The following is a 22989-nucleotide window of genomic DNA, read 5'->3' as shown; positions in this document are numbered from 1 at the left end:
CGAAATCGTCGCCCCTGCGCGACAGCCGCGACCGACCCGACAGGCGCAACCGACGCTACCGACGCAACCCGCGGCAAAAGCCGAACGGGGCGCTGCGAGCGTCGACGCCAGATCCAAAGTCGTACCCCCTCCGCGCCCTTTCACGCCGGTTCACGCCCTTTCACGACTCATACCCGCTCAAAAGAGGGAGCGGCTCCTGCATTTCCCTTGCGTTCAGAAAACCACTATGTTCTCAACTAACTCATTCTAGGAGAGAGGTAACCAATGCCGAAGCCGACGTATCCCGCTTACAACGCTGGTGACTTCCTGGTCGATTACGAGGAGAAGGTCTTCGAAGACGTCAAGGCGAAGCCGGGAGAGAAGGCGCTGGTTACCTTTCACACGGTGGCCTTCGAAGGGTCGATCGGCCTCGTCAACGTGCTGACGGCGATCCGCCTCCAACGTAAGGGGTTTGAGACATCCATCCTGCTCTATGGGCCGGGCGTCACGCTGGGACTGCAGCGCGGCTTCCCCAAGCTCGGGAGCGAGGCGTTCTCCGGGCACCTCGCGGTGAACCAGCAGATCGGCCGGTTCATGGAGGAGGGCGGCAAGGTGTACGCTTGCCGGTTCGCGCTGCAGGCGCTCTACGGCCACGGCGAGCACGCGCTGATCCCGGGCATCAAGCCCATCAGCCCGCTCGACGTGCTCGACATCCAGCTGATCCACCGCCGGGACAACGCGTTCATGGTCCACTCCTGGACGCTCTGACCCGAGCGCCCTCCATGGAGTTCAACCGCAAAGTCCGGGCGGCTGCGGTGCAGGCCAGTCCCGTCCTCGGCAGCCGGGACGGGACGACCGAGCGAGTCGTCGGCGCGATCGCCAGGGCAGCGAAGGAGGGCGCGGAGCTCTGCGTCTTCCCCGAGGCGTTCGTCCCGTATTATCCGTACTTCTCCTTCGTGCTCCCGCCGCCCTCCATGGGCAAGGAGCACATGCGCCTTTACGACGAGGCGGTCACCGTCCCCGGCCCGGTGACACGGGCCGTGGCGGCCGCCGCGCGCGCGCACGGGGTGGTCGTGGTGCTCGGCGTGAACGAGCGCGATCACGGGACGCTGTACAACGCGCAGCTCGTCTTCGACAGCGACGGCGCCTTGGTGCTCCACCGGCGCAAGATCACGCCGACCTACCATGAGCGCATGATCTGGGGGCAGGGCGACGGCTCGGGGCTCAAGACCGTGGACACCGCGGCCGGGAGGCTCGGCGCGCTCGCGTGCTGGGAGCACTACAACCCGCTCGCGCGGTTCGCGCTCATCGCGCAGCACGAGCAGATCCATTGCAGCCAGTTCCCCGGCTCCCTGGTCGGGCCCATCTTCGCCGAGCAGATGGAGGTGACGATCCGGCACCACGCGCTGGAGTCGGGCTGCTTCGTGGTGAACGCCACGGCCTTCCTGACGCCGGAGCAGGTCCGGGAGATCGCCCCGAACGAGCAGATCCAGGGCGTGCTGCGCGGCGGGTGCATGACGGCGATCGTGACGCCGGAGGGCGTGCACGCGTGCCCGCCGGTGACCGACGGCGAGGGGATGGCGGTCGCCGAGCTCGATTTCGCCCTGATCACGAAGCGAAAGCGGATGATGGATGCGGCGGGGCACTACGCCCGGCCCGACTTGCTGCGGCTTTGGATGGATACGGCGGAGCGCTCGATAACGCTCGGCGCGGGCAACCCCAAGGCCTCCTCCCTTGCCCCTGCGGCGGTGGACCATGGATACCCAGACGCTGATCACCGAGCTCCAGTCGTTCGGCCTGAGGCTGGCTGAGGCCCCCGAGGGCGCAGCCGAGGCGGGCGCCGCGCCCTCGCAGGAGGCCGCCTCCGGCGAGGGCGAGGGCCGCCGCGCAGCGTGGACCTCGCGCCGCGGCGGCGCAGGGCCGACCCAGCACGTCGCGGCGACGCTCCGCGGGGCCACGGTGATGATCCCGATCCACACCGACCAGGCGGCGGCGTCGCCGTTCATCGCGCGGCTCGGGCGCGACGGGGCGGGGACCGTCGAGCGGGACGGCCTGGAGCTCGCGCCCATCGCGCTCGTGAAGACGCCGCGGTTCTACGCCCTCTCGACGGAGGACGGCATCCCCTACCCCAAGATCGCGCTGCTGCACGGGGCCGACGTCCTCGCCTCGACGGTGCTCCAGACGTGCATCCGGTACACGGAGCGCGAGAAGGCCTGCACCTTCTGCGCGATCGGGCAGTCGCTCGCGGCGGGGCGCACCATCGCGAAGAAGACGCCGGAGCAGCTCGGCGAGGTCGCCGAGGCGGCGGCGCGGCTCGACGGGGTGCGGCACGTGACGCTGACGACGGGCACGCCGCGGTCGGCCGATCGCGGCGCGGCGCACCTCGCCGACTGCGCGCGCGGCATCAAGGCGCGCGTCGATCTGCCGGTGCAGGCGCAGTGCGAGCCGCCCGACGATTTCGCCTGGTTCGAGCGGATGCGCGCGGCCGGCGTCGACAGCCTGGGCATGCACCTCGAGGCGGTCGAGGACGAGGTGCGCGCGGCCGTGATGCCGGGCAAGGCCGAGGTGAGCGTCGCCCGCTACTTCGAGGCGTTCGAGGCGGCCGTGCGCGTGTTCGGGCGCGGCCAGGTGTCGACGTACCTCATCGCGGGGCTCGGCGACTCCCTGGCCTCGCTGCTCGACGCGAGCGAGCGGCTCATCGCGATGGGGGTCTATCCGTTCCTCGTCCCGCTCGTGCCCATCCCGGGGACGCCCGGGGCCGATCGCGCGCCGCCCTCGGGCGACTTCATGCGGGCGATCTACGAGCACATCGGCCCGCTGCTCGCGCGGGCGGGGCTGCGCTCGACCGACGTGAAGGCGGGCTGCGCCCGCTGCGGCGCGTGCTCGGGGCTCTCGGGCTTCGAGGCAGAAGGCCGGGCCGCGACGCCGCCGGGACCCGCCGCGGCATGGACATCAACCTCGGAGAGCTCCGATGACGCCACATTACAGCTTCGAGCTTGTGCAGAGCAGGGACACGTATCTCGCGTACCTCCGCTTGCGCCGGTCCATCTTCTGCGACGAGCAAGGGCTGTTTAAGGCCACCGACGAGGACGACTGGGACGCCTCCGCGTTCCCCATCGCGGCCATGCAGCATATGCAGCATGGAGCGCCCGAGGGCCCGCAGCTCGTCGGCACCGTGCGCATCTACGAGGCGGAGCCAGGCCTCTGGTACGGCGGCCGGCTCGGCGTCGAGCGCGCCCACCGCAAGCAGGGCGTGGTGGGCCGCGGCCTCGTCCACAAGGCGGTCACGACCGCGCACGGCTGGGGCTGCCGCCGGTTCCTCGCGCTCGTCCAGGCGGCCAACGTCCCGTTCTTCGAGGGCATCCACTGGCGCTCCCTCGAGGAGCGATCGCACCGCGACAGGCCGCACCACCTGATGGAGGCCGACCTCGACAGCTACCCGCCGAGCGACGAGCCCCGCCCGCCGCCCGGGCAGAGGTTCCGCTGATGCTCGCCGGCCTCGCGGCCGAGCTGCGCGGCGCGATCGGCATCCTGGCGAAGCGGGACGTGCAGATCCCTGCGCGGCACCTGTCCGGCGCGCCGGGCTCGGCCGGCGCGGGGCGCGCGATCGGCGCTCACGACGCAGCGGACGCGGCCGGCGCCGTCGAGCGGCCCGCGGCGCTCGGCGACGACTGCGCGGCCATCCCCGACGGAGACGGCTACCTGCTCCTCGCCGCCGAGGGGATATGGCCGGCGTTCCTCGAAGGGGACCCGCGGTTCGCCGGCTACAGCGCCGTGATGGTCAACATCAGCGACATCTACGCCATGGGCGGCCGCCCCATCGCCGTTGTCGACGTCGTCTGGGGGACCTCGGCCGGCGCGCTGGAGCCGGTCTGGGAAGGCATGGTCGCCGCGTCGCGCGCCTACGGCGTGCCGATCGTTGGAGGGCATACGAGCGCGCGCAGCCCCTACAACGCCCTCGCCGTGGCCATCGCGGGGCGGGCGCGGCGGCTCATCACGAGCTTTACGGCGCGGCCCGGCGACGTGCTCGTCGCGGCGATCGATCTGCGCGGCAAGATGCACGCGGACTACCCCTTCTGGGACGCCTCGACAGGGACGGACCCGGCGCGGCTCCGCGGCGACCTCGAGGTCCTGCCCGCCCTCGCCGAGGCGGGCCTGTGCGACGCGGGCAAGGACATCAGCATGGGCGGCGTCGCGGGGACGCTGCTCATGCTCCTCGAGACCTCCGGCGTCGGCGCGGTGCTCGACGTCGCGGCCGTCCCGAGGCCGCGCGACGTGCGCGATCTGTCGCTCGCGCGCTGGCTGCTCGCGTTCCCGAGCTACGGCTTCCTGCTCAGCGTGCGCCCCGGGGCCGCCGGCGAGGTGCTCTCGGCGTTCGCGCGGCGAGGCATCGCGAGCGCGGCGGTCGGCGCCGTCGACGGCTCGCGGCGGCTCACCCTGGAGGCCTCCGGCGAGCGGCAGACGCTCTGGGACCTCGCCGGAGAGCCGCTCACCGGGCTCGGGCGCGAGGGCGCGCGATGAGCGCGCGCGCCTCAGCCGGCGCGATCAGCGCCGGCGCCGCCAACGGCGCGATGAGCGCCGCGCCAGCCGACGCCGCGCCGCTCTCGGTTGCGCTCCTCACCTACTCGACGAAGCCGCGCGGCGGCGTCGTGCACACGGTGGAGCTCGCGGAGGCGCTCCACGACCTCGGCGTGTCGGTCTGCATCTACGCGCTGAACAAGGACCAGGGCGGCTTCTACCGCGCGCCGCGCTGCCCGTCCGTCCTCGTGCCCGCCGCGCCCCCGGCGTCGGGGATCGACGCGGTGGTGAGGCAGCGCATCGCGGAGTTCGAGGAAGGGCTGCGCCGCCTCGGGGCGCGGCACGACGTCTGGCACTCGCAGGACTGCATCAGCGCGAACGCGCTCGCGGCGCTGCGCGCCGAGGGGCGCGTCCCCCATTTCCTCCGGACGGTGCACCACCTCGACGACTACGACAGCCCGTACCTGCGCGCCTGCCAGGACCGCTCCGTGCGCGAGGCCGACGCGTGCCTCGTCGTCAGCGAGGCGTGGCGGAAGGCGCTCCGGGCCGAACACGGCGTCGACGCCGCGATCGTCCCGAACGGGGTGAGCCTGCTGCGCTATACGCCCACGCCCGACGAGCGGGACGCGGCGCTCCGCGCGCGCCTCAACGCCACGGGGTCGCCGCTCTACGTGACCGTGGGCGGCGTCGAGCCGCGCAAGAACTCGATCGGCCTGCTCAAGGCGTTCCTGTCGGTGCGGAGGCGGCTGCCCGGAGCCCAGCTCGTCATCGCCGGCGGAGAGACGCTGTTCGACTATGCACCTTACCAGCGCGAGTTCGAGGCCGTCGCGCGGGAAGGCGGCGTCTGGCCCGCGCCGCCGGGCGCGTCGCCGCCGCCGCTCGTCCTCGCGGGCGTGCTCCCCGACGCGCTCATCCCGCCGCTCTATCGCCTTGCCGACGCGTTCGTTTTTCCGTCCGTCCGCGAGGGGTTCGGGCTCGTCCTGCTCGAGGCAATGGCGTCGGGGGCGCCGGTGGTGAGCTCTGCGCAGCCTCCCTTCACCGAGTTCCTCTCGAACGGCCAGAACGCGCTGCTCGTCGATCCCTCGAGAACAGACGATCTCGCCGGCGCGATGGAAGCTATCCTGGACGAGGGCGTGAGGCGGCGCCTCCGCGCCGCGGCGATCGAGACCGCGGCGGGGTACACGTGGGCGAGATCGGCCCGCATCGCGTCCGACGTGTACCGCGAGTTCCTTGGTTCCCGCCAAAAGTAGGGCGAGCGAGCGAGCGACGTATGCCGGAGATGCGCTTTGTGATCGAGTGGCCGAGCGGCGAGCAGCAGGTCTGTTACTCTCCGTCGCTCGTCGTCAAGGAACACCTCGACGTCGGGGAGAGCTACGACCTCGACGACTTCGTGTCGCGCTGCCGGACGGCGCTCGATATCGCGAGCGAGCGGGTCTTCAAAAAGTATGGTTTCCCCTGCAGCCTGGCGCGGGCGGAGGCGGCGCGCATCGCGAGCGCGGCCGCGCGGTTCCACGGCAGGAGCGGCGCCAAGGTCCGGGTCCTCAGGTTCGTGGAGTGACGGAGTCCTCAGGTTCGTCGAGTCACGGAAGGAGCAGGAGATGGTGACGAAGTCGAAGATGGAGCGCCTCCTCAGCGAGCGCCAGTTCCTCGTTTCCGCCGAGCTGACGCCCCCGCGTCACTATGATTTGGAAAAGCTGCTGAAACACGCCCGAAACATGGCGGGCTGTGTGGATGTGGTGCAGATCAACGATCACCTGCTCTCGCAGGCGCGCTGCGCCAACATGGCAGTCGGCCATTTCGTGAAGCAGGAGGGGCTCGAGCCGGTGCTCCAGTTCTCGCTCCGCCACAAGAACAAGATCGCCCTCCAGGGCGACCTGCTCGGGATGGCGGCGCTCGGGCTCTCGAACATCATCGTGCTCGGCGGCTACCCGTGCGCCATCGGCTCCGATCCGGACGCGAAAGAGGTGAGCGACATCGACAGCTACGCGGCGATCGAGCTGACCCGCCGGCTGACGCGCGAGGGGAAGCTCTTCAACGGAGACGTCGTCTCACCGGCGCCCTACTTCCACGTCGGGACGATCGATTTCCCGTGCGCCGAGCAGGCGATCGCCGGGGCGATGGACCGGCTCGCCGCGAAGATCGACGCGGGCGCGAGCTTCATCCAGGTGCAGGCGGTGTTCGAGCTCGCGTCGATGCGCCGCTGGATGGCCGCGGTGGTCGAGCGCGGGCTGCACGAGCGGGCGCACTTCATCGCGGCGATCTTCCCGTTCGCGGGCGTGGATCGGCTGAGCTTCCTGCAGAAGGTGCCGGGCCTCGTCGTCCCCGATCACCTGATCGAGCGCGTCCGCCAGAGCGGCGACGCCGAGGGGGAGAGCTACCGGATCACGCTGGAGCTCATCCGGGGGCTCCGCGACGTCCCCGGGCTCTCGGGCATCCACATGCGGTCCATCGGCGCGGAGGACTGGGTGCCCCGGCTCGTCGAGGAAGCGGGGCTCAGGCGGGCAGCGTGACGTGGAGGAGAGGTCGAGGCCGCTGCCCCTCACCCTGAACCCCCTCCTCCCGGGGACGTGGGACACACGTCGAGGGGCGACGACCCGACGCGACGCGCCGCGCGCAGGCCGGGCTGCCCGGCGAGCCAGGCCCTACGCCTTGCGGGCGATCCAGAGCAGCGCGAGGCCGTTCATCCTGCGCTCGCAGCGGTCGACCTGGAGCCCCGCGCCGCCCAGGTCGGCGCCGAGCTTGTCCTCGGTGTGACGGTAGGTGACCTCCGCCGCGTCGGCCCACGCCAGCATCGCGTGGGCCGTCGGCGGGTTGTACCGGTGGCCGCGCAGGTAGCCGGCCATGGCGGCGCGGCTCATCGCGGCCGCGGGCTCGAGCAGCGCCAGGCGGCCGCCCGGGCGGAGCACGCGCGCCGCCTCGGCCAGCACCGGGCCCGGCTCGGGCAGGTGCAGGAGCAGGTTCGACGCGGTCACCACGTCGAACGAGGCGTCGGGGAACGGGAGCCGCGTCGCCAGCGCCTCCCGGAACGTCACGTTGTCCAGGCCGAGCGCCTTCGCCCGCTGCGTGGCGCGCTCCACCATCGCCGCCGTCGCGTCGATCCCGATCGCCTCGTGGCAGCGGCGCCCCATCTCGCGCGTCAGGCGGCCCGTGCCGCAGCCAAGGTCGAGGCACCGCTCCTCGACGCCCGGATCGACCAGCGTGACGAGCTCGTCGATGAGCGTCGCATAAGGGCCCTCCGCCTGCATGCGATCGAAGAAGTCGACGAGCTCGTGGAACGGGGTCGCCTGCTCCTTCGCCGCGTAGCGATCACGCCACCGCCAGACGTCGTCGAGGGCCTGGTACGTGCCCCGGTAATACAGGAGCGGCGCGCCCGCCTCCCCCCGGCCCGCGGAGAGCACGCGGCCGACATAGATGATGTGATCGCCGCCGTCGTACGTGTGCTCCACCTTGCAGTCGAGGAAGGCCAGCACGTCCTTGAGGATCGGGCTGCCCGACTCGGCCACGTGAGCCTCGGTGAGCACCGCCTGCCGATCGATGTCCGTGCCCTTGCCTGCGAACAGGTCCGAGAGGTCCCGCTGCTGATCCCGGAGGATGTTCACGGCGAAGACCCCGGACGCCGCGATGGCCGCGCTCGTGCGCGACCGCCTGTCGGCGCAGAAGAGCACGAGCGGCGGGTCGAGCGAAACCGCGCTGAACGAGTTCACCGTCATCGCGTGCGGCGTGCCGTCCTGCACCGTGGTCACGAGGGTGACCCCGGTCGCGAACTGCCCCAGCACCTTCCGGAACTCCGCGGGATCGAAGAGCATACGGCATAGTACGCGCTCGGCGCTCACCAGGGATCCAGGATCTGCGCGGCGCACGCGCAGACGCTGCGCGGATCATGCGCCGGCCTGCGCGGATCACGCGCCAGCGCCGCGCAGATCACGCGCCGGCGCCGCGCGCTGCGGAGCTCACTCGGCGTCGCGCCGCGCCAGGTCCGGCGCGAAGGCCGGTATGCAGAGGGCGAAGTACTCGCTCTCCTCGTCGAACGGGTTGCTGTAGCGGACGCGCTGATCGGGCTCCGTCCAGATGGCCTGGCCGGCCGAGACGTCGACCGCCTCGCCCGCGATCTCGACGCGCACGCGGCCGCGGATCACGAGCGTCAGCTCGCCGAACGACGGCGTCTGCGCGGGCTCGCTCCACCCCGCCGGGGCCACCATGTGCGCCAGGCTGAACCCGTCCGTGCCGGTGTTCACGCGGCCGAAGAGCTCCTCGATCAGCTTGCCGCCAGGGACGGGGATCCGGGCCCTGGAGGTGACGAGACGGTAGGGACGCGCCATCGGGTACCTCGAGATCACATCGCGCGCGTCCGATCATCGGACACGCGGTAGAGCTGCATGAGCAGGTGACGGCCGCCGTACGGCTGCAGGTAACGGAGCGCGCCCTTGCTCGCCACGAAGCGATGGTAGCGCCGCGCCGGCACGACGACGAGGTCGCCCGCGCCGACCCAGATCCGCAGCCACTCGTCGTTCGTGCAACGGATGTCGTAAAAGCCCTGCCCCTCCACGAAGAGCCGCAGCTCGTCGCCGAGGTGGCAGTGCTCATCCGCCTCTCTCGCGCTCTCCGCCTCGTCTCGAGGTTTGCTCCCGTCGCGGCGCACGTCCTCGTGCTCCGTCCATCCACGGTCCGCGACGACGCGCTGCAAGGCGAGCTGGGCTGCGCCCGGGTCGAACGCGCCGCACCGGATCCCTTCCGCCTGGAGCTCGGCCTCGGTGGCCTCGCTCTCGCCGTCAGCTCTCATTCGGATCGCACGCATGCGCACCCTCCGGGACTGCGCTCTTCGAACCCTGCGCGCGCGCGACGTCAAGACACTAAGAGCGCCCGAGCAGCCACAACAGGCCTGCAATGCTGAGCACCAGCACACCGAGCGCGAGCAACGCAATGAGCGCCTCTGTGAAGCCCCACCCACTGCCCTGCGCGGCGCGAGACACCGGCGCCGCTGCAGCAGACTCCGCGAGCGGCGAACTCGTGCTCGCCGAGGCAGGCGGAGGCGTCGGAGTGGAATGCGCTTCCTTCGGCTCCTCGAGCGAAGGAGGGTCGAACACCGCGTCTGGACGGAGCGGCTCACACGGGCTGCGCTCGATCTCCGCGAGCGCCTCGGCGGTCGGGTGCTCGAACGTAAGCCGATCACCAGAGATCGCGAGCACCTGTCCAGGACGCCAGATCGTATCGAACTGAGGGACTGGAACGCCGTCGAGCGAAGCGCCCGAGCGCGATCCGAGGTCCTGAACCGAGAATTGATCGCCCCTTCGTGTAATGGCCAGATGACGGCGAGAGACGTCCGGGTCGTCGAGGACGAGATCTGTGTCCTTGGCGCGCCCGAGGATGTAGGGGCGCGCCGGCTCCTCGAGCCGCAACGAGCGGCCGCTGTCCGGGCCCTCGACGACGACCACGCGCGGCGCCGGATCCTCGCCTTGCGCCGCGAGGCCGCGGGCGACGAGCTCGAGGGCGAGCTCCTTCGCGGCCGCCGCCGTGGCGGCCCTCGCGACCGCCGGCTCGATCCGGAGCAGGAGCCACACGCGCCCGATGCGGATGCGGTCGCCGGTCTTCAGCGGCATCGCCGTGCGCAGGGCGATGCGCGTCTTGCCGAGGAACGTGCCGTTCTCGCTGCCCTCGTCGAGGAGCAGGTAGGTGGCGCCGCGCTGCCGGATCGACGCGTGCCGGGGGCTCACGCTCGTGTCGGGGAGCCGCACCTCGCAGCCCTCCGCGCGGCCGATGATGATGCGGGGCGCGTCCAGCGTCAGGGAGAGCTCGCCCCCGTCCACCTTCCCCGCCCCGTCGGGCGCGAGCACCACGATCGTCAACGCCATCGGTGCTGCCTGCGCGCGAGGGGGCGGCTCGGCCTCAAATCGCCGCCGTACGACGCATCCGCTCGGAGGCGCTGAGGAGCTGGCGCACCGCCTGGTCCTGCTGCCGCGCCGCCTCCTCGATGCGCTTGCCGGCCTCGACGAGCTGCTCGCCGCCGCGCGTCTGGCTGCGGTGCGAGGCGTTGAGGCTGTGGACCATGTTCGAGATCTGCTCGATCGCGCTCGTGATCTGGCGCCCGCCGCGCGCCTGCTCCTGGCTCGACCGCTCCACGTGCTGCGTGATGGTCCGCATCTTCTCGGCGCTCTTCATGATGAGCTCCGAGCCGCGCGCCTGCTCCGCCGTGGCGGCCGCGATCTGCTGCACCGTCTCGGCGATGCGGCCGATCGCGTCCGTGACCTGCTTCGACCCCTTGGCCTGCTCGACCGTGGCGCGGGCGATGGCGCGCACCATGTTGGTCGACTTCTGCGAGCTCTCGAGGATCTTCTTGAGGGCCCGCTCGGCCTCGTTCGACACCTCGACGCCGCGATCGACGTTGTGGGCGCCGCGCTCGACGGCGGCGATCGCGTTCTTCGACTCGGACTGGATGGTCTTGATGAGCTCGGCGATCTCCTTCGTGCTGCCGCCGGCGCGCTCGGCGAGATCCTTGATCTCGTCGGCGACGACGGCGAAGCCCTTGCCGTGCTCGCCGGCCTGGGCGGCGATGATGGCGGCGTTCAGCGCGAGGAGGTTCGTCTGCTCGGCGACGTCGTCGATGACGGCCAGGATCTGGCCGATCGCCTCGATGCGGAAGCCGAGGTTCGAGATGACCGCCACGGCCTCCTGGCTCGACTCCTTGATGCGGTAGATCTCGCCGATCGTCTTCAGGATGGCCTCGGCGCCCTTCTCGGCGTCGGTCGCCACCTCCTCCGAGAGGCGGGCCGTCTCGTTCGCGTTCGACTGGACCTGGTCGATCGAGACGTCCATCTGGTTCATCGAGGAGCTCGTCTCCTCGGCCGTCAGCGCCAGGGCGTCGACGTTCTTCGCGACCTCGCGGATGGAGTAGGCCATCTCCTCGATCGACGAGACCGTCTCGCGCACGCTCGACCCGAGCTCGCCGACGTTCTCGGCGACCTCCTCGTTCGTGGCCGTCATCTCGAGGATGCTCGAGCTCGACTCCTCGGCGCTCGACGCGAGCGACTCGACCGACTGCGCGATGTTGGCTAGGGCGGTCGTCATCTCGCGGATGTACACCGTCGCCTGCTCGCTCGCGTGCATGACGCTGCTCACGCCGTCGCTGAGCTTGGGCAGGAGCTCGTCGAGGAGCACGGTGGCCTGCGCGAGCTCCGACCGGCGCTGCTTGTCGCGCAGCTCCGCCTGGGTGATCCGCTCCGCGATGCCGGAGAGCTCCGAGTAGAGGCGCGAGAGCTCCTGCGGCGAGCCCGGCGGGACGCGCACCCGCTCGCCGGCGGTGGCGCGGAGGACGGCGTCGACGAGCGAGTCGACGTCGATGTCGGGGCCGCGCTGCGCGAGATCGTTCACCTTGCGGGTGAGCGTCGTGCACTCCCGCTCGAGGGTGTCGCGCTCCTTCGTGAGCCCGTCGCGCTCCCGGCTCAGGTTGTCCCGCTCCCGCTCGAGGGTGTCGCGCTCCTTCACGATCCCGTCGCGCTCCCGGCTCAGGCCGTCGCGCTCCCGCGCGAGCTTGTCGCGCTCCTCGGCGAGCGCGTGGCGCTCCTCCGCGAGCTCGAGCTGGCGGCCGGCGATCTCGGCGATCTGCTCGTAGGTCTCCGCGAGGTCGGCGGGCGCGCCCTCGGGGAGCTTGGGCCGCTTGCCTCGCGCGGCCGCGCGGAGCGCGTCGCGCAGGCCCCCGAGGGGGACGCCGCCCTTGCCCGCGAGGCCCGCGTACAGCACCGCAACCGCCGCGGAGAAGCCGAAGAACATGAACAGCTGGCCCGAGAACTCCGCCAGCGGCTTCGACGCGAAACTCAACCCGAAGCCGATGAGCGCGAGGATTGCGGCGATGGGGATGGAGAGCTGCTTGGCGTTCATTTCGTGCGTTCCAGCGCGGTCGAGCTGCGGCGCGCGCTGGGCGGCGCGCCCCCGACGACCCCGAAGGACGACCGAGCGTAAGAGGCGAGTGCCCCCCGGTGCAAGGAGAGCGCGCGGCAGAAGCGCGGTCAGCGCTGCCAGCGCGGGCAAGCGCGGCCAGGGACCGAGGGCAGCAAGCGAGCCGCGGGCCGAGATCTCCTGGGCAGAGGCGCAGGGGGCGGGCCCGCGGAGCTGGGGGAAACACGACGAACTTGGACGATCCCGACCCGATGGCGTATGCATGGAGGTTGCGGCGGAGAAGGAGCGCGCCGCGGGGGCTCGGCACGGGCGCCGTTTCCTCTAGGTTCGACAGCACCGATCCTGAACGCCGCCGCGGACCGCGGCGGCCGCCCGGCCGTCCAGGCGGCCGCGCGGCCGGGCGGGCGTGGCTGTCCCGCCATGTCCCTCGCCGCCCGCCTCCTGCTCGCCTTCGGGCTCGTCGCGATCATCGCGACGGCGTTCGTCGGGCTGACCCTCCGCGAGGCGTCGCGCGAGATCATCGAGGGCGGCTTCGCCGAGCGGATCGACGCGGCGCACGCCGGCGTGCGGCAGCAGCTCGCGTGGGAGGCCGACGCGCTGCGCGACCTCCTGCCGCCGCTCTGCCGGCACGACACGTTCGTCGACAAGGCCCACGTCGAGCTCGAGCGCGCCAAGGGCAACCCGGACGCGATGGACCCGGGGAGCCGCATCGCCCTCGCGCGGCTGGTCCCGAGCCAGGCCAAGGCGCTGCGCCTCGACGAGCTGTCGCTCGTGGCGGGCGACGGGAGCGTCCTCGGGGCCGAGGACGCCGCGCGCATCGGCGCCCGCGATCCGCGGCTCGCGGCGCTGATCCAGGACCCCGGGGGCGCGCCGCGGCTCCGGCCCGCGAAGGCGGGCGGCGAGCCGTCGCTGGAGGTCCACTGCGCCCTGTCGCGCCACGGGGTGACGATCGGGCTCGTGGGGGGGCGGCGGATCGGCCCGGTCCTCGCGCGGATCGGCGAGGCGTACCATGTGCGCCTCACGGCGGCGCGTGAGGGGGAGCTCGTCCCTCTGAGCAGTGAGGCGGAGGTGGTGCGCGTCCTCCACTTCGCGGAGATCCCGGGCCTCGACGTCGTCGCGTCGGTGTCGCGCGATCCGCTGAGGCAGGCGCTCGCCCGGCTCGATCGCGCCATCGCGCTGACCGGCGCCACGGTGCTGGCGATCGCCGTCGCGATGGCGGTCGTGCTGGCGCGCAGCCTGTCGCGGCCGCTCGTGGCGCTGGCCCGCGAGACGCGCGAGGTGATGAGCGGCGCGCCGCGGCGGGTGGAGGGGCGCGGAGGGCGGGAGATCGCGGATCTCGCGGCGGCGTTCAACGCGACCATCGACGAGCTGGCGGCGATGCGCAAGCGCCTGGCGGCGACCGAGCGCATCGCGGCGCGGCGCGAGGTCGCGCGCCAGATCGCCCACGAGATCAAGAACCCGCTGGCGCCCATCCGGGCGGCGGTGGAGACGCTGCGGCGGCTCCGGCAGCGCGACGACCCGGCGTTCGACGACTACTTCGCGGAGGCGACGTCGACGGTCCTGAACGAGGTGCACCGGATCGCGAACATCGTGACCGAGTTCACCCGATTCGCGCGCCTGCCGCCGCCGAACCTCATGCCCGTGGATCTCATCGCGATCGCGCGCGGGGTGGTCACGCTGCACGCTGCGTCGGGCGAGGCGACCTCCGGCGCGGGGGCGACCTCCGGCGCGCCGTCGCCGCGCGTGGAGCTCATCGCGGACCCGATCCCGGAGGTCTCGGCCGATCGGGATCAGCTGATCCAGGTGCTCACGAACCTGGTCCAGAACGGGCTGGACGCGGCGAGCGCCGTCCGCCGCGACCCGCGCGTCTCGGTCACGATCGGCCCGCTGCCGAGCGACCGCGTGCGGATCGTGGTGCGCGACAACGGGCCGGGTGTGGCGGAGGAGATGGTGCCGCGCCTGTTCGAGCCGTACGCGACCAGCAAGGAGAAGGGCACGGGCCTCGGGCTCGCGATCGCGCAGCGGATCGTCTTCGAGCACGGGGGAGAGATCAGCTACCGCAAGGCCCAGAAGGGCGGCGCCGTCTTCGAGATCTGGCTACCCGTCGCGGGTCCGCCCCTCCTGGAGAAGCCGCTGGGGGACACCACGGTGCGACCGCGGTCGGAGGCTCCGCGGTCAGGCGCGTGAGCGTTCGCGCGCTCTCCCCCGCCGCGCGCTCGGGTTAGCGGATCCCAAGGCTGCTCCCGCGCCCTCTCCGCCAAGCAACGGCGACGACGCCAGCGACGGTCACCCGCACAGGAGACGGGCCCAGATCGGCGTTTTCGGCGCGGAAGCGCACTCATGTGCGCTGAGCACCGAAAACGCCGAGGTGGGCCCGGATCCGCAGCGGGTGACCGTCTCTTCTAGAGGGGTTGGTTGTCGTATTCGCAGGCGGAGCTGCAGCCGTCGCCGCTCCTGTTGTTCCCGTCGTCGCACTCCTCGTACAGGCTCTGCCGCTCGCCGTCGCCGCAGTGCGGGCCGTACACGCACCCGGGCGCGCACTTGCCGTACCCGCCGGTGTTCTTGCCGTCGTCGCACTTCTCGGGGCCGTTCACCACGCCGTCGCCGCAGCGCGGGCCGTACAGGCAGCTGGGGCCGCACTCGCCGTAGCCGCCGTCGTTCACGCCGTCATCGCACTGCTCGCCGAGGTTGGCCTGCACCACCGAGTCGCCGCACTGGGCGCCGAGGCGGCAGTTGTCGCTGCAGCCGGTCGCCGCGTTCGGGGGATCGCACTGCTCGCCCCAGTCCTCGTCGACGTTGCTGTCGCCGCACCGGGCCGCCGGCGTGCAGTCAGGGAAGCAGCTGCCGTAGAAGCCGTCGTTCACGCCGTCGTCGCACGTCTCGGAGCCGTTGACGGCCGCGTCGCCGCAGTACGGCCCGTACGCGCAGTGCTGAGTGCACCCGTTGTAAGCGCCGTTGTTGTCGGCCTCGCCGAGGTCGCAGTCCTCCGCGTCGGGCTGCACCACGCCGTCGCCGCAACGCGGGCCGTACAGGCACATCGGGGCGCACTCGCCGTAGCCGCCGTCGTTGACGCCGTCGTCGCACTCCTCGCCGTAGCTCGCTTGCACGACCGCGTCGCCGCAGAGCGCCCCGAGCTGGCAGCCCACGCAGTTCGGGTCGGACGGGTCGTCGCACTCCTCACCCCACGCGTCGTCGACGTTGCCGTCGCCGCACCGCGGGGCGCGCGTGCAGTTCGGGTTGCACGTGCCGTAGAAGCCGTCGTTCTTGCCGTCGTCGCACTGCTCGGGGCCGTTCGTCGCGCCGTCGCCGCAGTACGGCCCGATCTCGCACTCGAGGGTGCAGCCTCCGTAGCCGTTCGCCGTGTTGCCGGAGCCGAGATCACACGCCTCGTACGGGGCGTTGACCGCGCCGTCGCCGCAGCGCGGCGGGGCCATGCACCCCGGCGCGCAGGCGTTCGAGGCGTTGGCGTACGTGCTGTTGTTGATCCCGTTGTCGCAGGCCTCCGGGCCGTTCTTGAGGCCATCGCCGCAGTACGGCCCGAGCTGGCAATTGTTGCACTCGCCGTAGCCCGTCCCGTTCTCGCGGCCGTCGTCGCACTCCTCGCCCGGCGTCACGACCGGCGGGTCGACCCCGCACTGCGGCGTGCACACCGACGTGCCGGCGCTGAAGCCCGACAGCGTGAGCTGGTAGTTCGACCCGGTGACGTGGCGCTCGGCCTGGAACACCGCGATCTCGTAGACCTTGCCCGCCTCGAGGTTCAGGTCGACGTCGTAGGTGGCGCCGCGGTTCGTGCAGCCGGCAGCGGTGCCGCACGGGGTCACGCGCGCGTCGCCATTATCAAGGATGGTCACGCTCTCCTGGAGCTGCCCGTGAATGCCGCCGATGTCCGCGGTCAGCGTGTTCTTGATGAACACCCAGACGTCGTCGTCACCGTAGAAGGTGAGCACCGGATCGGCCGCGGCGCCGTTGGGCGTGAACTGGAACCAGTACCGGACCTCGCTCGTGAAGTAGAAGTTGTGCGCGGGGTTGCCCTGCGTCCGCTCCAGCCCGGCGGAGACCAGGTTGTTGAGCACGGGATCGCCGCCCGGCGGGGTGCGGTCCACCGGCCAGAACGGGTTCCGCTGGTACACGTACCTGCCGGCGTCAGGGGCCAGCTCGATGGAGGTGACGAGCGTCCGGTTGTACGTCGGGTTGTCCCGGTACCACCACTGGAAGTTGGATTGCCCCGTGGTCCAGCCGTTGTTCGCGGTCGGCGGGAAGGGGCCGGCGCCGTAAGCGTTCACGGGCTTGCCCGCGCTGTCGAGCGTCGTCTGGACGGTGTAGTCGGTCTGCCCGTTGCCCGCGATCTCGAAGTCGAAGTGTCCGATGACGCTGTCCGTCAGGTTGGCGTCGCACTGGGTGTTGCTCGAGCTGCTGTCGTTGCCCTCCGGACACCAGCCGATGAAGTCGCGGATGACCATCGGCAGCCGCATCTCGGTGGGCGCGACGGTGCAGGCGTAGCCCGGCTCGATCGTGCACGTGGCGGAGCAGCCGTCGCCGCTCACGGTGTTGCCGTCGTCGCACGCCTCGGTGGGGTCGCCGGGCAGGAGGATGCCGTCGCCGCACTTCGAGATGCACGCGCCGCCCCTGCAGTCCGGCTCGCCCTTGCAGTCGGGCGTGCAGGTGTCGCGCCAGTTGCCGTTGCCGTCGTCGCACGCCTCGGTGCCCTCACGGATGCCGTTGCCGCAGACGGAGTAGCGCGTGCAGTCCTGGGGCACGGCGCTATTGCACACCCGGCCGGGCTCGATGCGGCACGTATCATCGCAGCCGTCGCCCGAGACGAGATCGCCGTCGTCGCACTGCTCGGCGCCGAGCTTGCGCCCGTCGCCGCAGACCGTCTTGCAGGGGAACCCGACGCGCGAGCAGTCCCAGCCCGCCTCGATCGTCTGGCAATCGGCGCTGCACCCGTCGCCGCTGGCCGGCGGGCGCTGCCCGTCGTCGCACACCTCGGTGCCGCCGATCTTGCCGTCGCCGCACACGGGCGGCGGCGGCGGGGTGCAGCGCCCGCCCGCCGGCGGGCACGTCCAGCCGACCTCGATCTTGCACTGCGCGGTGCAGCCGTCGCCGCCCTCGGGGGACGCGCCCCCGCCGTCGTCGCACTGCTCGCCGAGCTGCACGACGCCGTCGCCGCAATAGGTCCTCACGGTGCAGGGCTGGCCCGGCCTGCAGACCCAGCCCTCCTCGAGCCGGCAATCCGCGGTGCAGCCGTCGCCGCTCTCCGGCGGGTCGTCGCCGTCGTCGCACTGCTCGTTGCCGCTCACGCGGCCATCGCCGCACTCGTAGAGGGGGATGCACGGCTCGCCCGGCTTCCGGCACACGTACGCCGGGTCCTTCACCTGGCAGTCGGCGCTGCAGCCGTCGCCGTCCGCGGTGTTGCCGTCGTCGCAGAGCTCACCAGGCTGCACCTTGCCGTCGCCGCACTGGACCAGCCGCACGCAGGGAGATCCGGGGGTCGGGCAGTTGTAATAGGGCTCCTGCCGGCAAAGGCTCGAGCAGCCGTCGCCGCTCGCGGTGTTGCCGTCGTCGCAGCCCTCGCCGGTCTCCTTGAGGCCGTTGCCGCAGACCGGCAGCTTCGTACACGGCTGATCGGGCTTGCTGCACTGGAACCCCGGCTCGCGCTTGCAGTCCGCGCTGCAGCCGTCGCCGGACGCGGGCGGGTCGTCGCCGTCCTCGCACTCCTCCGAGCCGTTCACGCGGCCGTCGCCGCAGTCGTAGAGAAGGATGCACGGCTGGCCCGGCTTCGGGCACACGTACGAGGGATCGACGTAGAGACAGTCGGCGCTGCAGCCGTCGCCATCGACCTTGTTGCCGTCGTCGCAGAACTCGCCGGGGTCGACGGCGCCGTCGCCGCACGCGATGGTCAGCTCGCAAGGCTGCCCGGGCGTCGGACACCTCCAGTACGGCTCGACCTGGCACTGCCCCGAACAGCCGTCGCCCGGCAGCGTATTGCCGTCGTCGCAGGCCTCGGACGCCTGGTTCATCGCCGCGTCGCCGCAGGCGGGGTCGGGAGGAAGGAAGCACTCGGGGGGCGGATCATCGACCTCGCACGGGTCCTGCTCGCCGCCGCCGTTGCCGCCGAGCCCGAGGCCGCTGCCCACCGTGAACTCGGGCACGCCGCCCGAGCCGCCGGCGCCGCCGGTGCCAGGCCCGCCGCCGGAGTTCGCTCCGCTCCCGGAGCCGGTCGCCTCGCTCGTGGTCGCGCCGCCCCCGCCGCAGGCGACCGTGACTTGAAGCAATCCCACCGCCAAAGCCAGATAAGAAGTCCTTAAAACCACGGCCACCTCGATAACGCACGTTGCGCTCTTCCCGAGCAAACGGCGCTACACACACTTTATCGTAAAAGTGCACCCCGGTTCCAGGCGAAATCGGGGTTCCGCTGAGCTCGGCGCAGCTCGTCATTCCCGGTCACCGCCGGTCACCACCGGTCGCCACCTCGGTTCTGCGCCTCGGCTTCCACCTCGGTTCTGCACCGCGGCATCGGCGTCGATTCCAATAGTAATGTCTATTTCCACCGCAGCTACACTCGGCTTCTGCCAGGGAGCTCGCGGCTTGATGTCGAATCGATCACGGCTGGCGTTCGATCTTGACATCTCCAGGCGCGCTGCGGATCAGGGCGGCGGTGGCGGGGCGCGCGCCGGCCTGCGCCGATCACCCGGCGATCACCATGATCTCGGTCGCCTTGATGAGCGCCTGCACCTCCTTGCCGACCGCGAGGCCGAGCTCCTTCGCCGCGTCGCTCGTGATGACCGCGACGAGCTCGGTGCCCCCAGGCCCCTCCATCACGACCTTGGCCATCACGTCGCCGACCACGAGCTCCGTGATCTTCCCGGGGATCTTGTTCCTGCCGCTGATCTGCATCTCCTGCCTCCTCCCGCGCGATCCTAACGCGGAGCGGCCGGATCGCCCGCGCGCCGGCCGCTCAGGCCGGCAGCGACTCGCCACCTCGGGCAGGAGGCGACCGGCCGTCGATCCGACCCGGCCTGCGCCGCGCGACCTCGATCCCCGAGATGCAGGCGGCCAGCCACACGGTGCCCGCGGCGAACCCCGCGAGCACGTCGCTCAGGTAGTGCACGCCGAGGTACATCCGGCTGAAGCCCATCGCCACGGTCCAGCCGAGCGCGAGCGCGACGAGCGCGAGGCGAGCGCGCAGCGTCCGGAGGAGCAGCAGGCCGAGGTACGAGAGCATGCCGAAAGCGACGAACGTGCCCATCGAGTGTCCGCTCGGGAAGCTCCACCCCGCGGCGACCGCGAGCGGATCGGCGAACGCCGGCCGCGGCCGAGCGAACAAGGCCTTGAGCGCCGCGTTGAGGAGCCCGCAGCCGGCGAGCGCGAAGAGCCACCCGACCGCGAGGACGCGCAGCCGCCGCCTCAGCAGCGCGCCGGCCACGACGACCGCGAGCGGCACGAGCGCCCAGGCGCTGCCGAGGAGGGAGAAGGCGCGGAGCGCCGCCACGCCGACGCGGCTCGACGACGCGTGGAGGGCGCGCGCGAGCGCGAGATCGACGTCCACGATCGGCGCGCGCCCGCTCACCCCCTCGGCGAGCGCGACGAACACGAGCGCGGCCATGCTGAGCACCAGCCCGAGGCCGAGGTGGATCACGAGGTACTCGGCCGCGGAGAGCTCGCGCAGCACCCTCGCGACCGAGGGGAACCGAGCCGAGAGGCGCCGCGTGATCGGGTGCGCGGCCACCGCGGCGTAGGCCCGGACGGCCCGCGCCCACAGCGCGCGCGCGTGGCGGTCGGAGAAGCGCGCGACCGCCACGAGCCCAAGGAACGCCCCCACCGTCCCGATCAAGAGCAGCGCGAGCAGCAGAAAGGGCCGCGCGCCGACCGCCGAGGCCAGCTGCTCGGCGGGGAGTACCAGCGCTTCCATGGCGGAGCTCTATAGCGGGGCGCATCTTCGCGCGCCACGGGCGCAGCCGCAGCGTGAAGCGCGCCGCGGCGTACCTTCGTACGCCTCACTCGCCTGCCCAGCGGCTGAGCCCGTGACGCACGGATCCGCGCCCCGCTATCCCACGCGGCCGCGCCGCGGATCTCGCTCAGGGGACGAGCGACACGATGGCTTCCGGCGTCGCGAGATCGCCGATGTTGGCGACCCGGATCTCGTCCTCGGACACGGAGTAGACGTAATCGTCCATGAAGACGCTCCGCTTCACGAACGAGGTCGCGCTGCTCCACCAGTTGCCGCAGCTGGCGGAGTACGGGTCGGCGTTCGTGTCGGGCAGCGGGTGGGGGACGCCGCCGACGGAGGTGAAGCCCTCGGCGGGATCCACCTTGTAGACGAGCAGCCCGCTGAACGTCATCGTGTCGCCGAACTCGCCGCCGCTCCCGCCCTCGCAGATGACCATGGGGATCCCGAGGAGCCCTCGCTGGGTGAAGTAGTTGAAGGCGAGGTGGTTGGTCGCGGCGTCGCTCGCGGAGCCGCGCGTCCCGATCACCTCCTTGTGCGCGAGCGTCGGCGCGTCGAGGTCCGTCACGTCGAAGATCTGGAGCATGATCCCCTGGAACCACGCGAAGTCCCCCTGGTCGTCGGCGTCGTAGCCGATGCTCATGACGTGCCCCTCGTCGATCATGTGCATGTAGGTCGAGAAGCCGGGGATCTTCAGCTCGCCGCGCACCCTCGGCGACTCGGGGTTCGAGAAGTCGAGCGTGTAGAGGGGATCGGTCTTCTTGAAGGTCACGACGAAGCCGACGTCGCCGTAGAAGCGGGCAGACCGGATGTCCTCGCCGGGAGCGAGGTGATCCACCATCCCCTTGACCACGAGCTCGCCGCCCTCCTGCTTCAGCGACGCGACGGTGTTGTGCGTGTCCGGGTCGGGCAGGTGCCCTGTGGTGGTCGCGACGCGGAGATAGCCCTCGTGCTCGCTCAGCGCGAACTGGTTGAGCACGCGCCCCTTCACGACGCCGCTCCCCAGGTACGCGCTCGGCGCCGCGCGCTCGCTCAGCGCGAACTTGTGGATGGTCGTGGCGTCGGGCGTCGTATCGCCGTCCTCGTAGAACCAGCCAACCGTCTGGCCGTACTGGTGCCGGCTCGCCACGTAGAGCGAGTCCGCGGTCGCATAGACGGCGCCGGGCCTGCCCACGATCGTGGTCTGCCCGAGCGCGTCGGTGCCTAGCTCGGTCGAGACGACCGAGAGGAAGCTCTGTCCGTCGCCCGTGTTCGACAGGTAGAAGTTCTCGCAGCTCGCGAAAGGGTCGTGGCTCTTCGGAGCCGCCACGCCGTCTCGGTACAGCGTGTCCTCCACGGCGGGCATCTGGACGTCGAGCGGGGCCGCGTCGATGAGGGCGATGTTCTTCTCCACGAGCTTGTCATACGCGCTGTTCACGGCAGCCACCGTGGACGGGTTGACCCCTTGCCCGGACAGGGTGCAGATATCGAGGCCCTCTGGCCAGGTAGAGAGCCCCTCCACCGTCGGCTCGGGGGAGGCCACGACGGTGTGCACCGCGTTCCCGATGCGCCTGGCGTTGAGGAATGATCCGGAGAACTTCAGCGTCCGCACGACGGCGGGCGCCGTGAGATCGCTGATGTCGAGCTCGGTGACCAGGAGCGGCGTGCCGTCGCCCGTGAACTCGCAGTCGTATCCGTACGTGCACTCAGCGCGGGGATAATAAGGGCCTTCGCCGTCGGGCGACGAGGACGGGGACAGCGACGAGTACACGAGGGCGCGCTTCTCGTGGACGAAGAGCTTCTTCGGCTCCCCCTCGATCGCGACCGACGCGACGCGGTGGATGTCGGCGGCGGGCCACGCGTCGAAGATCTGGAATTGCCCGTGGGCCAGGATGTAGACGTGCTCTCCGTCGTTCTTGATGAAGTCGGCCTCGTCGACGTCCGCTTCCTGCGTGTTCGTCGTCGAGTACTCCTTGGCGGCCCCGTCGTCCTCTCCCCCGCCCCCCGCGGTCGGCGCCGAGACGGGCCCTCCCGCGGCGGAGGAGCCGCTGGCCGCGGCCACCCCGCCGTCCGCTCCGTACCAAACGCACCCGTTCTCGAGCTGCTGCAAGGCGGACTTGCGCGCCGCTTCGACAGACTCGATCGTGTTCTGCTTCAGCCGCTCGCGCAGCAGCGCTTCGACATCGTCGCAGCTCGTCGCGGGCGTGAGAGCGCTTTGTGCCAGGCCCGTCGGCGCAGGACCGCCAGATCCGCTCGAGCAGGCGGCGAAGCCGGCGCCGAGCGCCAGCAAGGAAACAAGCGTACAACCCCTATAGAATGATCGCATGAGAGTCTCCGTGTCAGTCCGTCGTTCGGTTCGATGGTCCGACGAGAGGCACTCGACATGCCGATCCATTTCCCTAACAATTACCAATAGATACGTTCGGCACCATCTGGCACACACCGGCACACGCGTGCCCTGGTCGCCTTATCGGGTCGAGTCACCGCGCGGGCGTCGGATGGCTCGGAGATCGGCCCGGTGGTCAGGACGGCCTGCCGCGCCCCGCCGCTGCTCCAACCGCGGTCATGCCGCCTCCGTCCCAGTCACCGTCACGTCGAGCGTCGACGTCTTCGACGCACGCAAAGACCAACAAACCGCAATACCATGGCATTGCAAGAACATCCACTCTTGCTAA

At 71.2% G+C, this 22989-nt stretch carries 18 protein-coding genes; 9 read left to right on the top strand and 9 right to left on the bottom strand.

Annotation, left to right across the window (positions count from 1 at the left end; all coding sequences use genetic code 11):
* Window positions 1-264 precede the first annotated feature (264 nt).
* Genes WME90_RS47330 through WME90_RS47295 form a run of 8 tightly spaced genes read left to right on the top strand, consistent with a single transcriptional unit; the run spans window position 265 to window position 7007 of the window.
* Entirely contained in the window at window positions 265-747 is a 483-nt protein-coding gene (locus WME90_RS47330) for an MSMEG_0572/Sll0783 family nitrogen starvation response protein (RefSeq protein ID WP_012241614.1), read from the top strand.
* 14 nt (window positions 748-761) lie between these two features.
* A complete protein-coding gene (locus tag WME90_RS47325) occupies window positions 762-1790 on the top strand; it encodes a Nit6803 family nitrilase (protein WP_437278702.1) in 1029 nt (342 codons plus the stop codon).
* A complete protein-coding gene (locus WME90_RS47320; protein ID WP_437278701.1) occupies window positions 1735-3054 on the top strand; it encodes an MSMEG_0568 family radical SAM protein in 1320 nt (439 codons plus the stop codon). Before WME90_RS47325 ends, WME90_RS47320 begins: the two co-directional genes overlap by 56 nt.
* Entirely contained in the window at window positions 2951-3466 is a 516-nt protein-coding gene (locus tag WME90_RS47315) for an MSMEG_0567/Sll0786 family nitrogen starvation N-acetyltransferase (protein ID WP_437278700.1), read from the top strand. Before WME90_RS47320 ends, WME90_RS47315 begins: the two co-directional genes overlap by 104 nt.
* Window positions 3466-4500: a sll0787 family AIR synthase-like protein gene (locus tag WME90_RS47310; RefSeq protein ID WP_437278699.1), complete on the top strand. Its 1035-nt coding sequence runs from the start codon at window positions 3466-3468 to the stop codon at window positions 4498-4500. The genes WME90_RS47315 and WME90_RS47310 overlap by 1 nt, the downstream gene beginning before the upstream one ends.
* Window positions 4497-5747 carry an MSMEG_0565 family glycosyltransferase gene (locus WME90_RS47305; protein ID WP_437278698.1) on the top strand — a complete coding sequence of 417 codons (1251 nt, stop codon included), beginning with the start codon at window positions 4497-4499 and terminating at the stop codon, window positions 5745-5747. The genes WME90_RS47310 and WME90_RS47305 overlap by 4 nt, the downstream gene beginning before the upstream one ends.
* 20 nt (window positions 5748-5767) lie before the next feature.
* A complete protein-coding gene (locus tag WME90_RS47300; RefSeq protein WP_012241608.1) occupies window positions 5768-6055 on the top strand; it encodes an MSMEG_0570 family nitrogen starvation response protein in 288 nt (95 codons plus the stop codon).
* A gap of 40 nt (window positions 6056-6095) precedes the next feature.
* A complete protein-coding gene (locus WME90_RS47295; RefSeq protein ID WP_437278697.1) occupies window positions 6096-7007 on the top strand; it encodes a methylenetetrahydrofolate reductase in 912 nt (303 codons plus the stop codon).
* Window positions 7008-7139: 132 nt separating this feature from the next.
* Here WME90_RS47295 and WME90_RS47290 read toward each other — a convergent pair whose 3' ends face one another.
* The 5 genes from WME90_RS47290 to WME90_RS47270 all read right to left on the bottom strand — a co-directional run bounded on the left by WME90_RS47290 (window position 7140) and on the right by WME90_RS47270 (window position 12369).
* Window positions 7140-8303: a flavin reductase gene (locus tag WME90_RS47290; RefSeq protein ID WP_437278696.1), complete on the bottom strand. Its 1164-nt coding sequence runs from the start codon at window positions 8301-8303 to the stop codon at window positions 7140-7142.
* 144 nt (window positions 8304-8447) lie between these two features.
* A complete protein-coding gene (locus WME90_RS47285; protein ID WP_437278695.1) occupies window positions 8448-8816 on the bottom strand; it encodes a cupin domain-containing protein in 369 nt (122 codons plus the stop codon).
* Window positions 8817-8830: 14 nt separating this feature from the next.
* On the bottom strand, window positions 8831-9292 hold the full coding sequence (locus WME90_RS47280; RefSeq protein WP_437278694.1) for a 1,2-dihydroxy-3-keto-5-methylthiopentene dioxygenase: 462 nt from the start codon (window positions 9290-9292) through the stop codon (window positions 8831-8833).
* 55 nt (window positions 9293-9347) lie between these two features.
* Entirely contained in the window at window positions 9348-10346 is a 999-nt protein-coding gene (locus tag WME90_RS47275; RefSeq protein ID WP_437278693.1) for an FHA domain-containing protein, read from the bottom strand.
* Window positions 10347-10380: 34 nt separating this feature from the next.
* Entirely contained in the window at window positions 10381-12369 is a 1989-nt protein-coding gene (locus tag WME90_RS47270) for a methyl-accepting chemotaxis protein (RefSeq protein WP_437278692.1), read from the bottom strand.
* 438 nt (window positions 12370-12807) lie between these two features.
* Here WME90_RS47270 and WME90_RS47265 point away from each other — a divergent pair, with 438 nt between their 5' ends.
* A complete protein-coding gene (locus tag WME90_RS47265) occupies window positions 12808-14574 on the top strand; it encodes a sensor histidine kinase (RefSeq protein ID WP_437278691.1) in 1767 nt (588 codons plus the stop codon).
* A 215-nt stretch (window positions 14575-14789) separates the two neighbouring features.
* Here the strand turns inward: WME90_RS47265 and WME90_RS47260 are convergent, their stop codons facing one another.
* The 4 genes from WME90_RS47260 to WME90_RS47245 form a co-directional block, all read right to left on the bottom strand.
* On the bottom strand, window positions 14790-18662 hold the full coding sequence (locus WME90_RS47260; protein WP_437283755.1) for a DUF4215 domain-containing protein: 3873 nt from the start codon (window positions 18660-18662) through the stop codon (window positions 14790-14792).
* 412 nt (window positions 18663-19074) lie between these two features.
* Window positions 19075-19284, bottom strand: a complete 210-nt coding sequence (locus WME90_RS47255) for a TOBE domain-containing protein (RefSeq protein ID WP_272096723.1) — start codon at window positions 19282-19284, stop codon at window positions 19075-19077.
* Between the two features lie 61 nt (window positions 19285-19345).
* Window positions 19346-20299, bottom strand: coding sequence for a phosphatase PAP2 family protein (locus WME90_RS47250; RefSeq protein ID WP_437278690.1), 954 nt, complete (start codon window positions 20297-20299; stop codon window positions 19346-19348).
* A gap of 166 nt (window positions 20300-20465) precedes the next feature.
* A complete protein-coding gene (locus WME90_RS47245) occupies window positions 20466-22640 on the bottom strand; it encodes a beta-propeller domain-containing protein (protein ID WP_437278689.1) in 2175 nt (724 codons plus the stop codon).
* Window positions 22641-22989: the final 349 nt, after the last annotated feature.

Source organism: Sorangium sp. So ce375, assembly GCF_051473855.1.
Lineage (GTDB): Bacteria > Myxococcota_A > Polyangia > Polyangiales > Polyangiaceae > Sorangium.
Note: the sequence above shows the minus strand (reverse complement) of the source record. Positions and strands in the feature narration are given on the sequence as shown.